The organism is Pedobacter steynii, assembly GCF_900103665.1.
GTDB classification, from domain to species: domain Bacteria; phylum Bacteroidota; class Bacteroidia; order Sphingobacteriales; family Sphingobacteriaceae; genus Pedobacter; species Pedobacter steynii.
In genome coordinates this window covers 15,812-34,292 of record NZ_FNGY01000007.1, presented here as the reverse complement: position 1 = coordinate 34,292, position 18,481 = coordinate 15,812, and the positions used below count along the sequence as shown (strand labels likewise).

Here is an 18,481-nt window from a genome sequence, read left to right as displayed (position 1 = left end):
ATTATAAAATCTAATATCTAGCCTACTTAACAAAGAGCATCACAATGTTCTATTTCATACACGAATGCCGTGAGGCAACAATTGAAGCAAGTTTCATAGTTTGACTTCAACCAATTCTGGCAAACAGTAGCAGCAGTAATGCCTCCAGAGACTTTTCTCATCTCGTCTCTGTTAAGTACGATTGTAGAGTCTTTTAATTTAATTTTTCCCATATCGTTTTTATTTGTAATTTACAAATAATTATAATATATGGTAATTTTATTAATAAAATTATTGTTTTGTTTTCTTTATGTCCTAAACTGGTCCTCATCCATTCATTACCGCTATCCATAGTTCGTATTATTGTGAGTTCGGGATAAGAAAAAGAGTAGAATAAATTAGCGATGAGTCATTACGTGGAATAACCATTAATTTATTGATGCGGTGCTTTGTAGGTAAATGACCGACTGGGTATTGTCAATCAGGTAAATCACTTCAATCAGTTTTTCGATATATTCTCTGATGATGACCATCTCAGCTCCATCTTCAATCACTTCATCAATGGTTGTAGTACGGTAAGCATATTCTACAATCCGGCTCAACATCCAGCGCCAGTCGTCGAGTGATTTGTAACCAAAGAAATCTGTAAAGAAACAATTGGTATTTCTGATTTCCTCATGAGAGAGGTTCCTGAAATGGCAGTTGATGAGGCTGTGGTAATATTTAGAAAGATCTGTTGTGCAAGGTGTACATACGATAAGGTCCGCTGCAATAGAGAATTTCTTCCCTCTTCTAAAGAAGATATGTGCCACTTCTAAGAATTGAAGCAGGCATCGGTGATAATGAAAATAATCCTCTGGGTTGCCATATTTTTTGGAAGAACATGCAGAACGGATCATATGGAAGAATTCGATTCGGAGGCCTTCAATGTCGATGTCGCACCTGCAAAAGTATTCCAGGAATAGGTGAGGGTTAGAAATTTGTTCTTTGGTAAGATGGTTGTAACGGAGGTTGTCTTTATTGCTCATGATTTAAGAAATTAAATCGAGCCTTATGGAATAGGAGTCAAGCCCGTAGAAGGGGCTGGTGACTTGCTTTCTATATTTGTGGTCGAGGCACTGGTAAGCCCGCCTCAACTTCAAAATGAATTGAAGTATCAGCTTCGCCATTTCTTTCGAAACGGTTATAATACAAAAATATAAGCAAGCACCAGCCCCACCTAAGAGGCTTTTGGACTACGAATGTAGGGATTTGGCGCCACACTTACTCTCGCATTATAAATTACCAGTTTACGACCGCGAGGCTCGTTGGGTTAAATAATTAAGATTTTTTTGTCTATGTCATCTGTTTAAATTGATCTATGTCGAATATATGGTAATTGAATTGTATTGAGGCACCTTTTAGGTATTTATTTTTCTCTAAAGTTTACATAATGCTTGTAATTGTGTTTTTAAGGTAATTTTATTTAGATAAATGCTGTTTTTTATATAAAAATGGTCATGGATCCGACAATTTATAAGGCAGTTCTTATAGGCGCCTGGATGTCTCCTAATACGCTCCTATTACGCTCTTAGGTTGGAAGGTAATTGGAAGGTAATCCGGAAGTTGTTCGAAGTAGTTCAAAGGTTATTTCAACCTTTCAATAACCTTCCAATTACCTCTCAATAACCTTTCAGGTAAGGAGCCTTCTCGGAGCGTTACAGGAGCCTATTAGAGCCCTTTGTAAGGTCTATTTAGGAATAGGCAGGTTGCAAACTCATCTTTTTCCGAATTCATTTGGATTTACTGAACACCATTCAGTATATTTGCGGTGTTAATATAAAACCATGGGAATCTCAGAAAGAAAAGAACGTGAAAAAGGGGAGATGAAGAAGATGATCACCACAGCGGCCATGAAAATGTTCCTGGAAGATGGTTATGCAAAAACTTCGATCCGCAATATTGCAGATTCCATTGAATACAGCCCAGGGACCATCTATTTATATTACAAAGATAAAGACGAATTGTTGTATGAAGTACAAGCTCAGGCTTTTTTGCAACTACTGGAAACCTTTAAGACAAAAGCAATAAGCAAAAATCCCATAGAGCGACTGGAGCAATTAGGAAAGGCCTATGTCTCTTTCGCACTGGAGAATCCTGAATTGTACGATCTGATGTTTATCATTCGTGCACCAATGAACGTAGATGAAGACCTCCATAAAGACAATGGAGTGGCGACCTTTAACTGTCTGGCTGATTGTCTGGAAGAATGCATGAAAAATGGGCTGTTAATTTTTAAAGACCCAGTCCAAGCCGGCTTGCAGGTTTGGTCTATGATGCATGGACTGGTCTCACTTAACCTCCGTTGCAGATTAAAAGTTATGGCAATTGAGGAAGAATCAATTAAGCCCGTATTATTTAAAGCGGTAGAAGAATATCTGGACTCTATTGTAGTCTAGGTTTTTTTTACCCAATGACTAAACACTGTTTATTATGTATACATCATTTATAATTAATTAAACCTGATCCTCAAATCAAAATTTTTTGCACCAACACTAAACACTGTTCACTATGTACACATCATTTATTAAAACATCCATCGTCTTCATTGCCTGTGTGTTGGCTTTGTGGAGGCCTGCGGCAGCTCAGGAAGAAAACCGGCCGCTGGACGATTACATTAGTTTTGCCTTTGCCCAAAACCAGGGGCTCAAGCAACAGCAATTCGATCTCGAAAGGGCAATGTTTGCTTTGAAAGAAGCAAAAGCTATGTATATGCCAACGGTAAGCATGTTGGGCAGTTATACAAAAGCAGATGGGGGCCGTACGATTGATGTACCGGTAGGAGACCTGGTTAATCCGGTGTATGCGGCACTGAACGAATTAACGGCTTCCAACAAATTTCCTCAGCTTCCCAATCAGTCGTTCTTACTGAACCCTGATAATTTTTATGATGTGAAACTGAGGACTTCTCTTTCCCTGATCAATGCCGAGATCCGCTACAACAAAGAGATCAAACAACAACTCATCAGCAGTCAGCAGGCGGCCTTGAACGTTTATAAAAGAACTTTAGTAAAAGACATCAAAACGGCGTACTACCATTACTATCAGGCCTTACAGGGAGTTGAGGCTTATCAAAGCGCGCTGGTACTCATTGCCGAAAATATCCGCGTCAATGCCAGTCTCCTTAAAAATGGAGTCAGAAACGGAACCGCATTGCTGCGTGCACAAACAGAACAGCAAAAGACCAACGCCGCATTGATCAATGCGCAGCGGAATGTGGGAAATGCAAAAGCCTATTTTAACTTTTTACTCAACCGCCCTTTAAAAGATTCCATCATAACAACTGCTATCACGACGGTCATTGCTGAGCCAGATACGCTAACCGGTATTTCCGGTCGCGAGGAGCTCAAACAATTACAGGCTTTGAAAGCGGTAAATAGCCTTGACTATAAATTGCAACGTTCCAATATCATTCCTAAATTGAGCACTTTTCTGGACCTGGGTTCTCAGGGAACAGATTTCAAGATCAACGATAAAACGAGATATTACCTTTGGGGAGTAAACCTGCAGTGGGACATCTTTACCGGTGGTAAAAATAAATTCCGTGCGGCACAGGCACAATCCGGACTCAAAGTCACCCAGGCCAGACTAGACGAAGCAGAACAATCACTCCGGTTACAGCTTCTTCAGACGTATAACAATTACAATTCGGCCAAAGCCGCATGTAACAGTGCGATTGCAGGTTTAACATTGGCCACAAAATATTATAAGGACCAGCTTAAAGCCTACAACGCAGGTCAGTTGTTGTACCTCGAATTGATAGATGCCCAGGATCAACTCACCAGTTCCCGGTTGCGCATGGCGGAGACCCAGGCAGATTTACAGATTACACTTGCTCAACTGGAACGCGACCAGGCCAGCTATCCAATCCATAACCCTCATTAAAACTCATATACATGAAAGCCATTCATTATGCAGCCCTATTGTTGTGCACGCCACTTTATTATGCCTGCAATAGCTCAAAACCGGTTGAACAGAAAACAACCGTCAAAGACAATATTCCGGTTCAGGTGATGCTGCTGAATCAGGAACATAGCAATGCCCCGGTTACGGTATCGGGAGAGTTTACCACCGACGATGAAGTGATGTTATCCTTCAAAACAGGTGGTATTATCAATCGTGTGCTCGTTAAAGAAGGAGATGCAGTAAGGAAAGGTCAGCTGCTGGCCACCTTAAACCTGACTGAAATCAATGCACAGGTGCAGCAGGTGCAGCTGAATCAGGAAAAAGCGAAGCGTGATTATCAGCGCACTAAAAACCTGTATGCCGATAGTGTCGCTACATTGGAGCAGTTGCAAAACAGCAAAACAGCTCTTCAGCTGGCCGAACAACAGGTAAACCTCGTTGCTTTTAACAGAAGGTATTCTGAAATCCATGCTTCACAGGACGGTTATATCCTGAAAAAACTGGCCGATGCGGGGCAACAGGTTTCTCCCGGAACTGCCGTATTACAAACCAATGGTGCCCAATCCGGAAAATGGTTATTGAAGGTAGGCATCAGTGATCAGGAATGGGCACTGTTGAAATTGAACGATCCGGCAAAGGTGGAAACAGCTGCATTGCCTGGACAATTTATGGAAGGTTTCCTCAGTCGCAAATCGGAAGGTGTTGATCCTGCTACAGGTACTTTCACTGCACACATCACCTTAACAGGCAAGAAACCACAAATTGCCTCAGGGATGTTTGGAAAAGCCATCATCAGTCCTTCCGGAAAAACGGAACATAAAGGGGTTTGGAAAATACCTTATGAAGCTTTGCTGGATGGAGATGGCAATACGGGGTATGTGTTTATCACCAATGATGATAAGACCGCAAAAAAAGTAAAAGTAACGATTGCCGGAATTGAAGACCATACGGTTACCATTAGCGATGGTCTGCAGGAAGCAAAAGGTTTAATTGTCTCCGGATCAGCGTATTTGACGGATCAGAGTGCGATCACTATCCATTCACCATTAAAGGAGAAAAAATGAAAATATCAGATTACGCGGTAAAGAACAGCCAGTTTACCCTGGTGATCTTTCTCATGATCATCGTATTGGGCGTCACAACCATGTTCAGCATGCCCCGTTCGGAAGATCCGGAAATGCATGCGCCTTTTTTCTCTGTCATTATTGTATATCCTGGCACAAGCCCGAGAGACATTGAGGATAGGGTAGTTACCCCGCTTGAAAAGACGATTTCCGGTTTAGACGACATCAAAAGGATCCGCACCAATATCTCTAACGGAGTGGCGGTGTTAAGGGTCGAATATAAATACAGCAGCAATGTAGAAGCGAAGTACCAGGAAATTGTAAGGGAAGTGAACAGCAAAAGACCTGAATTGCCTGCAGATATTTATAGCATAGAAGTTCAAAAGCAGCAGCCATCAGATGTAAATGTCCTACAGGTAGCCCTGGTTTCAGAAAATGCGCCAAGGAACCGGATGCAGTATTTTGCAGAAAAGCTCCAGGATGAACTGGAAAAGGTGAGTGCATTAAAAAAGGTATCCATTTTTGGCCTGCCCAGACAACAGGTGCGCATAGAACTGGATCTTGAAAAGATGGCACAAATGAATCTGCCGCTGAGCGCGATCACCAATAGTCTCCGTAGCGAAATGGCCAGCATTCCGGGAGGAAGTATCGATGCTGCCCACCAGACCTTCAATATCGTAACCAACGAATACAGAACGCTGGATGCTGTTCAGAACACCGTCGTTTACGCTGCGGGCGGGAAAAACATCATCTTGAAAAATGTAGCCAGGGTATATTATGGTTATGAAGAAGAAAAACACATTACCAGGTTAAACGGCCACCGTTGTTTATTTGTGACCGCTGCGCAGAAAGAAGGGGAAAACATCAGTAAAACACAAAAACTCTACCTTCCGGTACTGGAAAACTTCAAAAAGACCTTACCTGCCAACATTGATCTGGTTCAGAATTTTGATCAGGCCAACAATGTAAACAGGCGCCTTTCGGGCTTAGGCTTTGATTTTATGATCGCCATCATGCTGGTGGCAGTGACCTTACTTCCTTTAGGGATCAGACCTGCGGTGATCGTGATGATCTCCATTCCACTTTCTCTGGCCATAGGGATTGTATTGCTCCAGCTTTTTGGATTTAACCTCAATCAGCTGAGTATCGTCGGATTGGTGGTAGCCCTGGGCTTACTGGTGGACGATAGCATTGTGGTGGTGGAAAATATTGAACGCTGGATGCTGGAAGGGCATAGCCGGATGGAGGCCACGTTAAAGGCCACAAAACAAATCGGACTGGCCGTAGTCGGTTGTACAATTACCCTGGTCATCGCCTTTATGCCACTGGTATTTTTACCGGAAGGCTCGGGAGATTTTATCCGGTCTTTACCATTAGCGGTGATCTTTTGTGTAATGGCTTCCATGCTGGTTTCTTTAACCATCATCCCTTTCTTATCGAGCCGTCTCTTGCAGAATCACCTGGGAAATCCGGAAGGAAATTTCCTGATGCGTGGTCTGAAAAAGCTGATTCATGGAAGTTATGCACTTTTGTTGGAAAAAGCACTTCGAAGACCTTTATTTACGATGGCGGTTGCGGTGGCATTGTTTGCGGGGTCCATTATGCTGTTTAAGGTGATCGGCTTTAGCCTGTTCCCTGCTTCAGAGAAGCCACAGTTTCTGTTGAACATTACCACACCCAACCAATCTAACCTTTCTTATACGGATAGCATTACCCGTGCAATCGAGAAAGAATTGAAACAGCAACCCGAGGTCCGGTATTTTTCTTCCAATATAGGAAAGGGAAATCCGCGTATTTATTATAATGAAATCCCGGAAAATGACAGGAGCGATTTTGCACAGCTGTTTGTCCAGTTGGACGACGAGACTTCGCCGGATAAAAAGCTGGCGCTGATTCAGAAATTACAGCTTCACTGGGCACATTATCCCGGTGCGAAGATCGAAGTGAAGAATTTTCAGCAGGGGCCACCAGTAATTGCACCGGTTGAAATCAGGTTGTTCGGGGATAACCTGGATTCTTTACGCACATTGTCCATCCAGGTCGAAAAGCTGCTACATGAAGTTCCGGGAAGTATGTATATCAATAATCCGGTAGCGCTGCTCAAAAGTGACATCAGGGTGGTATTGAATAAGGAAAAAGCCCAGTTGTTAGGTGTCCCGACCTTAAATATAGACCAAACGGCGAGATTGGCAGTAACCGGGCTGAGCATGGGAACGTTCTATAATAACGACAATAAAAATGGTTATGGAGTATTGCTCACAAGGACCAAGGAAGGCAGGCCGGGAATGGATGCTTTCAGAAACCTGTATGTCAACAGTGTACAGGGCAACGCGATTCCCATGAACCAGATTGCAACGTTGAAACTGGATGCCTCGCCAGCCGTGATTAACCACCAGGAGAAGAAACGGGTGGTATCGGTACAGGCACATGTACAGGAAGGCTTTTTGGTGAACCGGGTGATCGATGAAGTAGTCCTGAAAATGAATAAACTGAAACTCCCTGCTGGTTATAGCTATGAAATGGGAGGTGAGGTCGAATCCAGGAACAATTCTTTTGGTGGTTTTATGAGCATCATATTGGTGACGGTCTTTTTATTTATTGCCGTGTTGATCCTATTGTTTAAAACCTTTAAAAGTACGCTGATTGTATTGTCTGTAATTCCTTTGGGGGTAGTGGGTGCTGCGGTAGCATTATGGCTCACCGGTAATTCACTGTCTTTTGTGGCGATTATCGGTCTGATTGCATTGGCCGGAATTGAGGTCAAGAATACCATTTTGCTGGTGGATTTCACCAATCAGCTGAGACAACAGGGAAAAGGTTTACAGGAAGCGATCCGGGAAGCAGGTGAAGTCAGGTTTTTGCCAATTGTACTGACCTCACTTACCGCCATTGGAGGGCTGATTCCAATTGCCATATCGACCAATCCTTTGGTGGCACCGCTGGCCATTGTATTGATTGGGGGATTGATCAGTTCGACGTTATTATCCAGAATTGTTACACCAATTATTTACCAGTTAATGCCTCCTGCAATAACTGTTCAGGAAGAAGAAGAGAAGGCATAAACTTCGATTTCCAACTCCGGTTGTACCGTATTTTTTTACAGGTACAACCGGAGTTTTTTGTTGTGCTCATTCAAGGTTTTACGTAAATTGCGGGGTATGAATATCTTCCCCACGCAGTATTCTCTGCTTTCCGCTAAGGCTTTAAAAGATGTGATAGCACAAAAATACGGATTCCATGAAATGAGCTGTCGCCTGCTCATTCACAATGTGAGTGATACCTATATTTTAGAAAACCCGGAAAACAAATTCATTCTTAAAATTTACAGGGATGCACACCGGAAATTAGCCGGGATCAAAGGAGAGCTGGAACTGCTGAACATTTTACAACAAGGGGGCGCTAAAGTAGCTCATCCGATTAAAGACCTGGAAGGAAAAGAAATTCAGGCTTTTAATGCTGCGGAAGGAACACGGTATGGGGTCTTGTTTTCTTATGCCTATGGTGAGGTGGTTTCAGAGATGTCCGATGAACAACTGACAGGACTTGGAACGGAAATGGCAAAAATCCATCAGCTTACGGCCAATCTGGAACTTCATTATCCAAGAGATGAGTTTAACCTTAATTCTATGCTGACCTTACCCATGGAAACGATTAAACCAGCATTTAAGGGGCTTGATGAAGAATATGCCTACCTCGAGCAAGCAGTAAGCCTGGTTTTTAAGAAAATAGAGCAAATGGACCTTCCTTCATTTGGATATGGATATTGCCATTATGATTTCTTACCTAAGAATTTTCATTTTCAGGAAGATGGAAACATCACCTTCTTCGATTTTGATTTTGCGGGAAAAGGATATTTAGTAAATGATCTGGCTTCCTTTTATGCACATTATTTCTTGCAGGTGCTCTTCCATAGAATGACACAGGAAGAGGCAGACCGGGCGTTCCAGGTGTTCATCGAAAGCTATCGGAAGGTCAGGCCACTATCGGAGGCAGAAATCAACGCAATTCCCTATTTCGGATTCGCATGGTGGATCTTTTACTTCAAATTCCATTATGATCATTTTGAAGACTGGTCCAATTTCTTCTTCGGACCTAAATTTATTAAAGAGCGGGTAGGGTGGATTAAAAAGTGGATGGATTGGTATATTGTAAAATAATTAGAAAAGGATATTCAGCTTTATGAGCGCAAAAGAAAATATGGACCAGGCAGAATGGATCGTGATCAATAACATGTTTGAGTTTTGGGACTTTGTTGGTCATCAATCGAACACACTTTTAACGACAACTGATTTTAAAGCAATTCTGGTTAAAGGCTCAGACTGGCCCAAAAGGATATTCAATCTCGGAATGGAGCAGGATGCGGAACCTTCGGTATTTGAAAAACTAGCCATTCAGATCCAGGCTGGGAACCTTCCCAATATGATCACCTTTACTGAATCACTTGCAGATCGTTATCAGGAGCCATTGTCTGCTGCAGGATTTATCCCGCGTATGAAACAATTGGGAATGATGATCGACCTGTCGGCCACGGTGTTTAACGATGAAGCTTTATCAGCAATTCATTTTGAAGAGGTAGAGGACGAGAATCAGGCAGGTTTATTTGCTGCTATTGCTGCGCAGTCATTTAATTACGATGTAGGTCCTGATGTGGTCGCTTCATTGATCAACAGGAAGGACAAGGTGAGGCTTTTCATTGCCCATCATGAAAACCAGGCCGCGGCATGTGGCCTGATCTTTTATGATGAACAGGGCCATGCCGGTTTACATATGATCGGAACCTTACCGGAGGCTAGGGGAAAAGGATTGGCCAAAAAGCTCACTTTGCATTTGCTTCAGGAATGCGTTAATGATAAAAAAGAGCTTTGTGTTCTACATGCTTCAAAAGCAGGAGAGTATGTCTATGTAAAGCTGGGCTTTACCGCTGTGAAAGACATGATTACCTATCATATCACCAATTAAACCATAAATACGATGAACTCAGGAAATATCCCCTTTCAAAATACAGATTGGGAAAACGTACCAGTTACCGAACATCAGGGGGAAACCGGAACTGCTTATTGGAAAACAATCAGTTATGGTGATCTGCGGATCAGGGTAGTAGAATACTCAAAAGACTATAAAGCGGACCATTGGTGTACAAAAGGACACATCATCTATTGTATCGAAGGCGAAATGATCAGCGAGCTTTCTGATGGAACGCAGCATAGGCTGACAAAAGGAATGTCCTATCAGGTTTCAGATGAATTGAGTTCTCATCGTTCGATCTCCGAAAATGGAGTGAAATTATTTATTGTGGACGGTTTGTTCCTGGCCCCAAAATAACCTTAACTATTCTCCTTTAGGGTCAGAATTTTTTAATTCCCTTTCCAGGAAGTAGTTCAAAGCGGTCCGCAAAGTTGCAATGGCGGCCAGTTGCCCAATTTCGTTCCATCCGGGGGCAATGGCAGTTTTTAAGATATCTGCACCCAAAAGAAGCTCCAGTGCAATGGCAAGAGATTTTCCCAAATTCAACCGGATACTGATATGTGGTAAAAATCCGGTTGATTTTTTACTGATGTCTTTCAAATAATGGACAATCGCCTTTATGGAGGAGAAGAGGATGACGACAACAGCCAGCAACTCGATGAATTGTGCGGCATAAACGGCTATTTCTTTGATCATTACTTCCATCTGAGACTAAATCTACTGATTTTATCAGACATTTAATTTATAAATGGGAGGTTGTAAATCTTCTTCTAAGCGGAAACAGGTGAATTCCCTGCTCCGCTTAGGAAGAAAATTAATCATCATGTAGAAAAAAGGGGGGCTTTTTAAGATTTATAATGATTTAAGCTGATTAAAGGCGATGTCTTTTCTTTTTACAAAACCGAGTCGTTCGTATAAATTGATGGCCCTGGTATTGCTGTTTAGCACATGTAAAAAAGGTTTTGTACCACGTTGAAACATATCCAGACAGGTCTTTAAAACCAATTGATAGGCTAAACCTTTACCCGTAAAATCGGGATGGGTACATACGGCACTTAGTTCTGTGAAAGCATCCAGACCCAGTCTTTCGCCCGACATGGAGATGAGTTTTCCATTCACACGGATGCCGTTATAATGCCCGAGAAGGGGAGTGTCTTTGGCAAAATACCCAGGCTGTACACTGGTAATGAGCTCGAACATTTCTGCCCGGTCTTCTTCTTTTAGGGTAATGATCTCTACAGACTCATCTAAGGTAGTCGTGCTCAGCTCCGGACAAAACATCTGCACGCAATCCAGCTGATTTAACAATTGCCAGGAATCAGGGATGTTTGGAAGATCACCAATCGCATAAGCAATTTCATCAGGTTTCATCCATGGTTTCAGTTGTTCCAATGGTTGCTCCGAATCCAGGTCAAAACCTACAAAAGGAAGGATATGAGAAGGGTATCTTTTTGCGTATTCGTTGCCCAGAGCGAAACCTGCATGTTTGCTGTTTAGCGCGTTCCAGATTGGGCGGTCAAGCAGCATTACCTGATCTTGGACCTGATATTCATTTGTATTCATTATTTTAATGTGTCTTGAAATCTTCTGTAATATGATTTTTCGTCTAAGGTTTGCTCTATGGCATCGAGCGTTTGAAGCAACTGATGTTGTTGTTCAAAAAGCTGCTGGTTCAACTGGCCAATCTTTTCCCAGACCTTTTCAAAAGAAGGAAGGCTTTTTTTACCTTTTGCGGAGAGGCGCAGCATCCGTTTCCGCTGATCTTCGGGGGCAGCAATGGATTCAATATATCTTTTCTTCTCCAACTCTTTTGCGAGGTGAATAATGGCAGGATGGGTGAGGCTCAGTTCTTCTGCAATGTCCATAATTCCGATCTGTTTCCTCCTGCTGATCAGGTAGAAAATAGGAAAGTATTTGATGTCGAATTGTAATTCATACTCCTCATATATTTTGGATGCATCTCTGGATAAAGCATCGTGAAGCCTCCTCATGCGGCTTCCAATAGCTAAAGCGCCCAGTTCATTGATGATGTTTTGCTTCATATAGGTAAGTGTTTACGTAAATATTTACCAAATGTACTTGCCTGATGTGAAACCTCAAAATTAAAAATACAATTCCAGGGAAATTATCGTAAATTAACGGATAAATGACAATGTTAAAACGCGGTTTTTAAAGGGATTGCCATGAAAGATTTACAGGAATTTGCCAACCTCATAGAAGTCCATGATATTGCAGGAATCAGCGCAGCTTTTGCGAATGGGCTTGATCCCAATTCATCGTTCAATAATGAACCTTTGATCTATGAATTGACGAGTGAGTACACCAGAAGTCCTGCATTTAAATCCATCGTGAAAGTATTTGTAGATTATGGACTTCAATTTGAAGACACAGCACTTTTAGCGGTATTGCTGGACGATGCAACTGTCCTTGAACAGGAGCTTAAAAACGATCCGGGATTAATTCATAGAAAATACAACCTTCGTTGTGCTTATACACCTTTATTTGAAGCTTCCTTATTACACATCTGCGCTGAATTTAACCATGGTGCAACTGCAGAGGTCTTACTAAAACATGGAATGAATGTCGATGTAAAAGCAGGCATCGATGAAAACGGTTTCGGCGGACAAACACCGGTTTTTCATACGGTAAATCAAAATGGCCATCAATCGGAAGCCCTGTTGGATTACTTAATGAGAAAGGGAGCAGACCTTAAAATAACGCTTCCCGGACTGATCTGGGGTAAAGGTTACGATTGGGAAACCCTGATTCCTGCGGTCAACCCAATCAGTTATGCCATGATGGGGCTGTTGCCTCAAATGCATAGAAATGAGCGTACGCAATCAGAAATAGTTACCAGATTACTCAAACAGTCCTATGGTATCGATTATCATCCTGAAAATGTTCCCTGCAAATACCTGAAACCTTAAGTCTATACCTTTAATCCGTATTCGGCGAAAGCCAGTTTGGTCATTTCAACGTTGTTATGCTGAATTCCCGGAATCCCCAACAGCGCTGCGGCCTGAATGAAGACGGGCCTGTCGTCCACATAAATGACTTCTTCTTTTTTGACTTGTGCCAGGTCAAGGGCGAGGGTATAAAAATCTCTATCTGGTTTACGGGTATGCACAAAACAGGAAGAAGAGAAGATGTCAAAAATGCTTTTCAGATCAAATTGGTTTACCCTGTATTCATTTAATTCCCGGCCTTCGTTGTTCACTGCGATGATCTGCAGACCATATTTTTGTTTTAACTGCTTGATCAGTGCAATCATTTCCGGATAGGGCTGTGATTGACCATACATGAAGTCCTTAAATTGTGCAATACTAAAATCACGTTCCCTGCAAAATATCAGGAGGTTCAGGTATTCATCCAGGGTCATTTTCCCTGATTCATAAGCCTCAAAAATGATGCGGTGACGGTCATTCAATTCCTTTAAGTCAATAGAAAAATGTTCCGCTGCCAGTTTCCGGGAAGCACTATCCCAGCCATTGGTGAGCAGCACACCACCTATATCGAGAAGCAGGGCTTTTATAGTAGTAGGTTCCATCATAATTAAAGGTAACGATTCAGCTTATTTATCCACTTCCTAAAGCTGTAAATTTTAATTTATGACGCTGTGTGTATAATCTTAACGCGAAGGGCTTTCAAACCGGAAAGGCCTACAAGATCCTCCACTTCTAAATGTTCTATTTCTGTTGCCAACAGATTTTCTGCACTCAAAGTTTTCATATGGCTCAGGTATTCTTCATATTCCGCATCATTGGTGTAGACGATCGTGACCTTATCAGCCTCTGTAATCCTTTCCGCCGTATTTTTAATGTTGGCTTTATCTATTCGTTTCTTGGCAATTTCAAACCTGGCATTGTAACTCCCATCTACATCAAATCTTTTTTCATCCATTCTAAAGCGAATGGTGATGGCAGAGTGATAGCTAAGCAGGAGTGTGGTGACCGCCAGTGGGTAAGGTAAATGTGGTTTTAAGCGATGATGGGCAATTTCCATTTTCACTAAAGTCCGTAGTTGCCACTGACGCAGTTCATGAAGTTTTGTAAAGTCAAAGCTCCTTTTTGGAGAGATGGAAGCACCGATATACAGGTTGTGTTCTACTCCATCTGTCTTAAAACGTTCATAATAATGAGGGAATATTTTCTGTGCATGAAGCTGTTCCTGATCCAGAATTTTCGCCACTTCATCATTGATGATCGAAACCGTATTTTCATACCGCCTTCTGCTGATGTGAAAACTTCCTGTTTTCTCGTTGGTACACTTAAAATAATCATCGATCAAAGCAGAGGTAACCGGATCCTTTACTTCATGAAAAAGAGAATGAATTCTGCTTTCAATATAATTGCTGATTTCTTGTTCCGTACTTGCCAGGAGAGGTAAAGAAAGTGCTTTTAAATATCCGATGACCATTTTCTTTTCCTGATCCAGATTTTCAGAAGCGTCATTCATTTGCTCCAGAATAGCAAATATGCGGTGTAGTTGAGTGCTGAAATCCTGTTGAATACTTTGATTTCGTGCTTCTGAAGAGCCTTTAATGTCGATCTGCCCATATAAGGGGTAAACCTCCGGGAAAATGATTTCAGTAGTTCCTGAGCCCAAACCCAACTGCCGGTTATAAATTAGCCGTTGCGCTTCTGCACGGAATTTCCAGTAAACACTGGAGTGAATGGTGGTGAACTTTTCCTGAATGACTACCTGAACCCGGTCCCTGAGTTCTGAAATGAGCCGTTCAATGGTATCGGTTAAAAAAGGAATGACCTCGTCTAACTTGTTTACATTGATGCTGTTAAAGTCATTAGCCCTGGGGGAAACTACTTCAAGAACGCCTAACAATATGTCATTCCTGACGATTGGTGCCAATATTAAGCTCTTAATATCCTGTGACAAAAAGCGGTTCAGTAAAACATTCTCCGGATCGTATTCCTGAAGTCTTGAGGCATCTGAAACCACATAACTCCGTTTTTCTTTTACCAGCCGGCGATAAGAATCAGCACAGAGCACCTCCTGATCCGCTCTTTGCTGAACATCGGGCAGAATAAAGCTTTTAATGGGTTGGCCAAGTGTGGTGATCCCAAAAGTATGCTCTTCCGAATGGTAGAGTGTAATCCCTACCTGTAAGTCGGGAGTCCGGTATATCGATTGAAATATAGATTCAATGCTGGTCTGAAAATCATTCGCATTCAGTTTCAATAACTTCTCTTTGAAGATCGATACCGCATTTTCAGTAGTGGCATCAAACAAGGTCATCAGGGCAAAACCTTTAAGGGTCCAGCTTTTAGAAGGGAACTTTTCTTTCCATAGTTCCAGGTCGTCAAAGTTATTGATCAGCAGATCGATCTCCTCCGGACTAAGTTTTGGAGCATTCGGATTAGGTTCTACTTCTAAATAATCGCCATTGTACATAATCCTGTAATGTTTGGCAACGCCATTTTGCATGGGAATATCGTAAAACAGGGGCTTACCAAAATCCAGTTGCGTTCCGTAGAATTGATTTAAAATCAGACAGCAGCTGAATACATAAAACTGGTGCTCGCCAAAACCCCTGATGTCCATTTTAAAAGAGTCACCTGCCGCTGTTAAAATTGCTTTAAACCGTTCTGTATGGTTAAAAATCGTATTTGTATAAGGGATGCTGAGTGCTTTGATTTCATTATGAGTCAAGCCCTTCGGGAAAAAATCTGCCAATAAATGTGACATCAGCTCCAAATGAGGTTCAATTCCTGCCAATTCTGTAATTCCTCTACGGAGTTCAGGATGTAAGGCGACTTCTTCCAACAGGGCCTTCTGACTTTCAGATGGGTCCTGTTCCATGGCCTCAATATATTTGTCGAAACTTAATTTTACAACAAATGGGGTATCCTGAATGGAAAGCAGCGTCATGTTTTTTTTTATCAAAAATAACCTAATTTTTTCATTAGTATATAATTGTTCACCTTGTACCGCTCATCCGCGTCAAAAAAACGGAATCTTAAAATCCAAACTCCGCATAAGTGTCGCGTTTATGCACGGTATTCAGGAATTCAAAACTAAAGGTAGTCCATAAACTGCTGACCTCATTATTGGTGCTTACATTAGCGATAAACAGGTGTTGCAGAAAATAAATACCTTCGATATCCAGCTTTATATTGAGCATTCCATCCGCATCTGAACTGAGCAGTTCACTGATGATGTTTCCGGATTTTGCTTTCACATAGAGCACAACCGGCGCATTGGGTAGAGGCTTGCCACGAAGGGTAAGCAATGCACTGAGCTGATCCCCATAGCTAGCCCCGGCGGGATTACTTTTCAGGGTAATTTCATGATCATTGGTGATGGGCTCTTTTGAAAATGGCTTGTTTTTATCTAAAGAGATGAGCGATTTGGTGTAAAAGATTGCCGTATCCTTTACCTGATCTTTTCCATTGAGGATAGACTCCAGTTGTTTTGCAATGGGAACTAATCCTTGTTCTTTAAGGTTTGCGAGATATTCTTCTTTTGAATATGCGCCAAAACTGCGTTGTGAAATCTCTAAGAATGCAACACCAGTTAATTCAGGCTTATACTTTAATAAGGTATGATCTGCGGAAATAAATGGATTTAAGTCTATTTTCTTTGATTTCTGAAACAGATGAATATCGGTGGATAGGGTAGTCGTAGAGCGTGGAGCAGATTCCGATTCCAGGTGGACATGGCTCGATAAGCTCGCCTGCAGCGTATCTCCCTTTTTTAGGTTGTACTGGTCTAAAACGATGAGCCGGATCTGGGAATGTGCCTGGAAACCAGATAAGAAAAGCAGGACGGTTAACAGTTGATAAGTACACCTCATATCCACAAAACTAAATGGAAATGTAATCTGTTTTCTCCTGATTTTAATAAATGACATCGGGAATACAATTTCTTATTCTTCATTTTTCTATTACTTTTGCCTGCATAAGACGATTTATATTCTATGAACAACCTCACCATTGGCGCTTTTATCCTGATTGCTATTGTCATCCTGCCTTATCTCTTCTTTTCATTTAGAAAATTATCAAGGGATAATATGCCTTTTTTCAAAGCTTTTAACCCATCGTATGACCTAAAACGTTACGAAGCTGATGAATTGAAAAAGAGCCTCAGCCCGATCACCACTGAAATGGAAACCAAAAGGGTGTCCAATTTCATCAACCACTGGACCGCTAAGTTTGAAAACAATACGCTGAACGTGGAAGATGTTAAAATGTTGAATGAACTTCTTGCACTTGGAAAAGAAGACCAGGTAAATGGAATTCTGGCTTTGCATCCGCAGGCATTGGCGCAATATACGGCGATAGACAAAGAACTAAACCCGGTAGTAACAGAGGCTGAAAACCCTCATTTTGAGAAGAGTGATTCGGTTTATTAACCTTTTCTTCCCGGATTGTCTGATTTAATTTGTTTTTTTCAAATACCGATCGGTATATTTGTGCCGTGGAATTTGTAGCAAAATCAGAAAGTACCCGTCAGTATATTGTAGAATCTACTTCAGGAATCTTCAATAAACAGGGATATGCAGGTACGGCATTGTCTGATCTTATCGAGGCAACCAAACTCAGTAAAGGAAGCATTTACGGTAATTTTGAAAACAAAGAAGCCGTAGCAATTGCCGCCTTTGATTACAACTTGTCACAGGTCCAGCAATTGATCCAGGCAAAAGTAGGCCAGTTTGATGGCTATAAGGAGAAATTGCTTGCCCATGCTCAGGTTTATCATAGCTTTGAGCAGACTCCATTTCCGGAAGGGGGATGTCCACTGATGAATACTGGTGTGGAAGCCGATGATACCAGTGAGGTGTTGAGGGAAAAAGCAGCAGCAGGAATTATGAGCTGGATGAATAGCCTGGCCACATTGATTGAAAACGGGATGGCTACCCATGTGTTTAGGCCGGATACCAATAGTAGTGAGACGGCAACAACGATTATTGCGCTCATTGAAGGCGGAATGATGATGTCTAAAGTAACCCATAACAATAGCCTGATGGATGGTATTGTTTCGGTGATCGGGGAACTGATCGAACGAATTTCCAATCCAAATGAATCTTAACAGTTAATATGCTTACACCCTCAGAATTTTTTACGCAGAACATCGGCAACGAAATGACCACTTCACCTTCTCCATTGTTCAATTGGTTGAAGCCGGTGATCTTGCTGGTGGAAAAAGGAAAGCTAATTTTGAAATATACCATCAGGAACGAAATGACCAATCCGATGGGAATTCTTCATGGGGGGATGACGGCTGCGATCATTGATGATGCCATTGGCGCCACCTTATTTGGTTACGATGAACCGCATTATTATGTGACGGTAAATCTGGCCATTGATTATTTTGCCTCTGCTAAAGAGGGCGACATGATCATTGCGGAAACCACCATGATCAAAAAGGGGAACCAGATTGCCAATGTGCAGTGCGAAGTTTGGAATGAAGCACGTACCAGAATTATCGCCAGGGGGTATAGTAACCTTTTGCGCACAGAAAAAAGAAAATAAATTGATATAAAGGGCAGTTTTGCCAACAACAATATTATA

The 18,481-nt window shown here is 41.9% G+C and carries 18 protein-coding genes; 11 read left to right on the top strand and 7 right to left on the bottom strand.

Annotated features, from left to right (window positions below; translation table 11 throughout):
- Positions 1 to 407: 407 nt before the first annotated feature.
- Complete coding sequence (locus BLQ87_RS19370; protein ID WP_074610087.1) at positions 408 to 1,007, bottom strand: hypothetical protein; 600 nt, start codon at positions 1,005 to 1,007, stop codon at positions 408 to 410.
- Positions 1,008 to 1,805: 798 nt separating this feature from the next.
- Between BLQ87_RS19370 and BLQ87_RS19365 the strand changes: the two genes are divergently transcribed.
- The 7 genes from BLQ87_RS19365 (at position 1,806) to BLQ87_RS19335 (ending at position 10,310) form a co-directional block, all read left to right on the top strand.
- On the top strand, positions 1,806 to 2,417 hold the full coding sequence (locus tag BLQ87_RS19365; RefSeq protein ID WP_074610085.1) for a TetR/AcrR family transcriptional regulator: 612 nt from the start codon (positions 1,806 to 1,808) through the stop codon (positions 2,415 to 2,417).
- 112 nt (positions 2,418 to 2,529) lie between these two features.
- Entirely contained in the window at positions 2,530 to 3,903 is a 1,374-nt protein-coding gene (locus BLQ87_RS19360; protein ID WP_083361957.1) for a TolC family protein, read from the top strand.
- An 11-nt stretch (positions 3,904 to 3,914) separates the two neighbouring features.
- On the top strand, positions 3,915 to 4,988 hold the full coding sequence (locus BLQ87_RS19355; protein WP_074610083.1) for an efflux RND transporter periplasmic adaptor subunit: 1,074 nt from the start codon (positions 3,915 to 3,917) through the stop codon (positions 4,986 to 4,988).
- Positions 4,985 to 8,050, top strand: a complete 3,066-nt coding sequence (locus tag BLQ87_RS19350) for an efflux RND transporter permease subunit (protein ID WP_074610081.1) — start codon at positions 4,985 to 4,987, stop codon at positions 8,048 to 8,050. Before BLQ87_RS19355 ends, BLQ87_RS19350 begins: the two co-directional genes overlap by 4 nt.
- 96 nt (positions 8,051 to 8,146) lie before the next feature.
- A complete protein-coding gene (locus BLQ87_RS19345) occupies positions 8,147 to 9,145 on the top strand; it encodes a phosphotransferase enzyme family protein (protein ID WP_074610080.1) in 999 nt (332 codons plus the stop codon).
- A gap of 22 nt (positions 9,146 to 9,167) precedes the next feature.
- On the top strand, positions 9,168 to 9,947 hold the full coding sequence (locus BLQ87_RS19340; protein ID WP_074610078.1) for a GNAT family N-acetyltransferase: 780 nt from the start codon (positions 9,168 to 9,170) through the stop codon (positions 9,945 to 9,947).
- 12 nt (positions 9,948 to 9,959) lie between these two features.
- On the top strand, positions 9,960 to 10,310 hold the full coding sequence (locus BLQ87_RS19335) for a DHCW motif cupin fold protein (protein WP_074610077.1): 351 nt from the start codon (positions 9,960 to 9,962) through the stop codon (positions 10,308 to 10,310).
- A gap of 6 nt (positions 10,311 to 10,316) precedes the next feature.
- Here the strand turns inward: BLQ87_RS19335 and BLQ87_RS19330 are convergent, their stop codons facing one another.
- From BLQ87_RS19330 to BLQ87_RS19320, 3 genes are all read right to left on the bottom strand, one after another.
- Positions 10,317 to 10,658, bottom strand: coding sequence for a DUF1622 domain-containing protein (locus BLQ87_RS19330; protein ID WP_074610075.1), 342 nt, complete (start codon positions 10,656 to 10,658; stop codon positions 10,317 to 10,319).
- A 147-nt stretch (positions 10,659 to 10,805) separates the two neighbouring features.
- The gene (locus BLQ87_RS19325) at positions 10,806 to 11,516 is read right to left on the bottom strand and encodes a GNAT family N-acetyltransferase (protein ID WP_083361956.1); all 711 of its coding nucleotides are present in this window, start codon (positions 11,514 to 11,516) and stop codon (positions 10,806 to 10,808) included.
- Positions 11,516 to 11,995: a MarR family winged helix-turn-helix transcriptional regulator gene (locus BLQ87_RS19320; RefSeq protein WP_074610073.1), complete on the bottom strand. Its 480-nt coding sequence runs from the start codon at positions 11,993 to 11,995 to the stop codon at positions 11,516 to 11,518. The genes BLQ87_RS19325 and BLQ87_RS19320 overlap by 1 nt, the downstream gene beginning before the upstream one ends.
- Before the next feature lie 141 nt (positions 11,996 to 12,136).
- Here BLQ87_RS19320 and BLQ87_RS19315 point away from each other — a divergent pair, with 141 nt between their 5' ends.
- Positions 12,137 to 12,880 carry an ankyrin repeat domain-containing protein gene (locus tag BLQ87_RS19315; protein WP_074610071.1) on the top strand — a complete coding sequence of 248 codons (744 nt, stop codon included), beginning with the start codon at positions 12,137 to 12,139 and terminating at the stop codon, positions 12,878 to 12,880.
- Between the two features lie 2 nt (positions 12,881 to 12,882).
- Here the strand turns inward: BLQ87_RS19315 and BLQ87_RS19310 are convergent, their stop codons facing one another.
- The 3 genes from BLQ87_RS19310 to BLQ87_RS19300 all read right to left on the bottom strand — a co-directional run bounded on the left by BLQ87_RS19310 (position 12,883) and on the right by BLQ87_RS19300 (position 16,821).
- A complete protein-coding gene (locus BLQ87_RS19310) occupies positions 12,883 to 13,503 on the bottom strand; it encodes an HAD family hydrolase (RefSeq protein WP_074610070.1) in 621 nt (206 codons plus the stop codon).
- A 56-nt stretch (positions 13,504 to 13,559) separates the two neighbouring features.
- Entirely contained in the window at positions 13,560 to 15,839 is a 2,280-nt protein-coding gene (locus BLQ87_RS19305) for a GAF domain-containing protein (protein ID WP_074610068.1), read from the bottom strand.
- Between the two features lie 88 nt (positions 15,840 to 15,927).
- Positions 15,928 to 16,821, bottom strand: a complete 894-nt coding sequence (locus BLQ87_RS19300) for a DUF4198 domain-containing protein (RefSeq protein ID WP_074610066.1) — start codon at positions 16,819 to 16,821, stop codon at positions 15,928 to 15,930.
- Between the two features lie 66 nt (positions 16,822 to 16,887).
- On the opposite strand from BLQ87_RS19300, the gene BLQ87_RS19295 reads away from it, so the two are divergent.
- The 3 genes from BLQ87_RS19295 (at position 16,888) to BLQ87_RS19285 (ending at position 18,442) form a co-directional block, all read left to right on the top strand.
- Complete coding sequence (locus BLQ87_RS19295) at positions 16,888 to 17,322, top strand: hypothetical protein (protein ID WP_074610065.1); 435 nt, start codon at positions 16,888 to 16,890, stop codon at positions 17,320 to 17,322.
- A gap of 65 nt (positions 17,323 to 17,387) precedes the next feature.
- Positions 17,388 to 17,999, top strand: a complete 612-nt coding sequence (locus BLQ87_RS19290; protein ID WP_074610779.1) for a TetR/AcrR family transcriptional regulator — start codon at positions 17,388 to 17,390, stop codon at positions 17,997 to 17,999.
- An 8-nt stretch (positions 18,000 to 18,007) separates the two neighbouring features.
- Positions 18,008 to 18,442 carry a PaaI family thioesterase gene (locus BLQ87_RS19285; protein WP_074610063.1) on the top strand — a complete coding sequence of 145 codons (435 nt, stop codon included), beginning with the start codon at positions 18,008 to 18,010 and terminating at the stop codon, positions 18,440 to 18,442.
- Positions 18,443 to 18,481 lie beyond the last annotated feature (39 nt).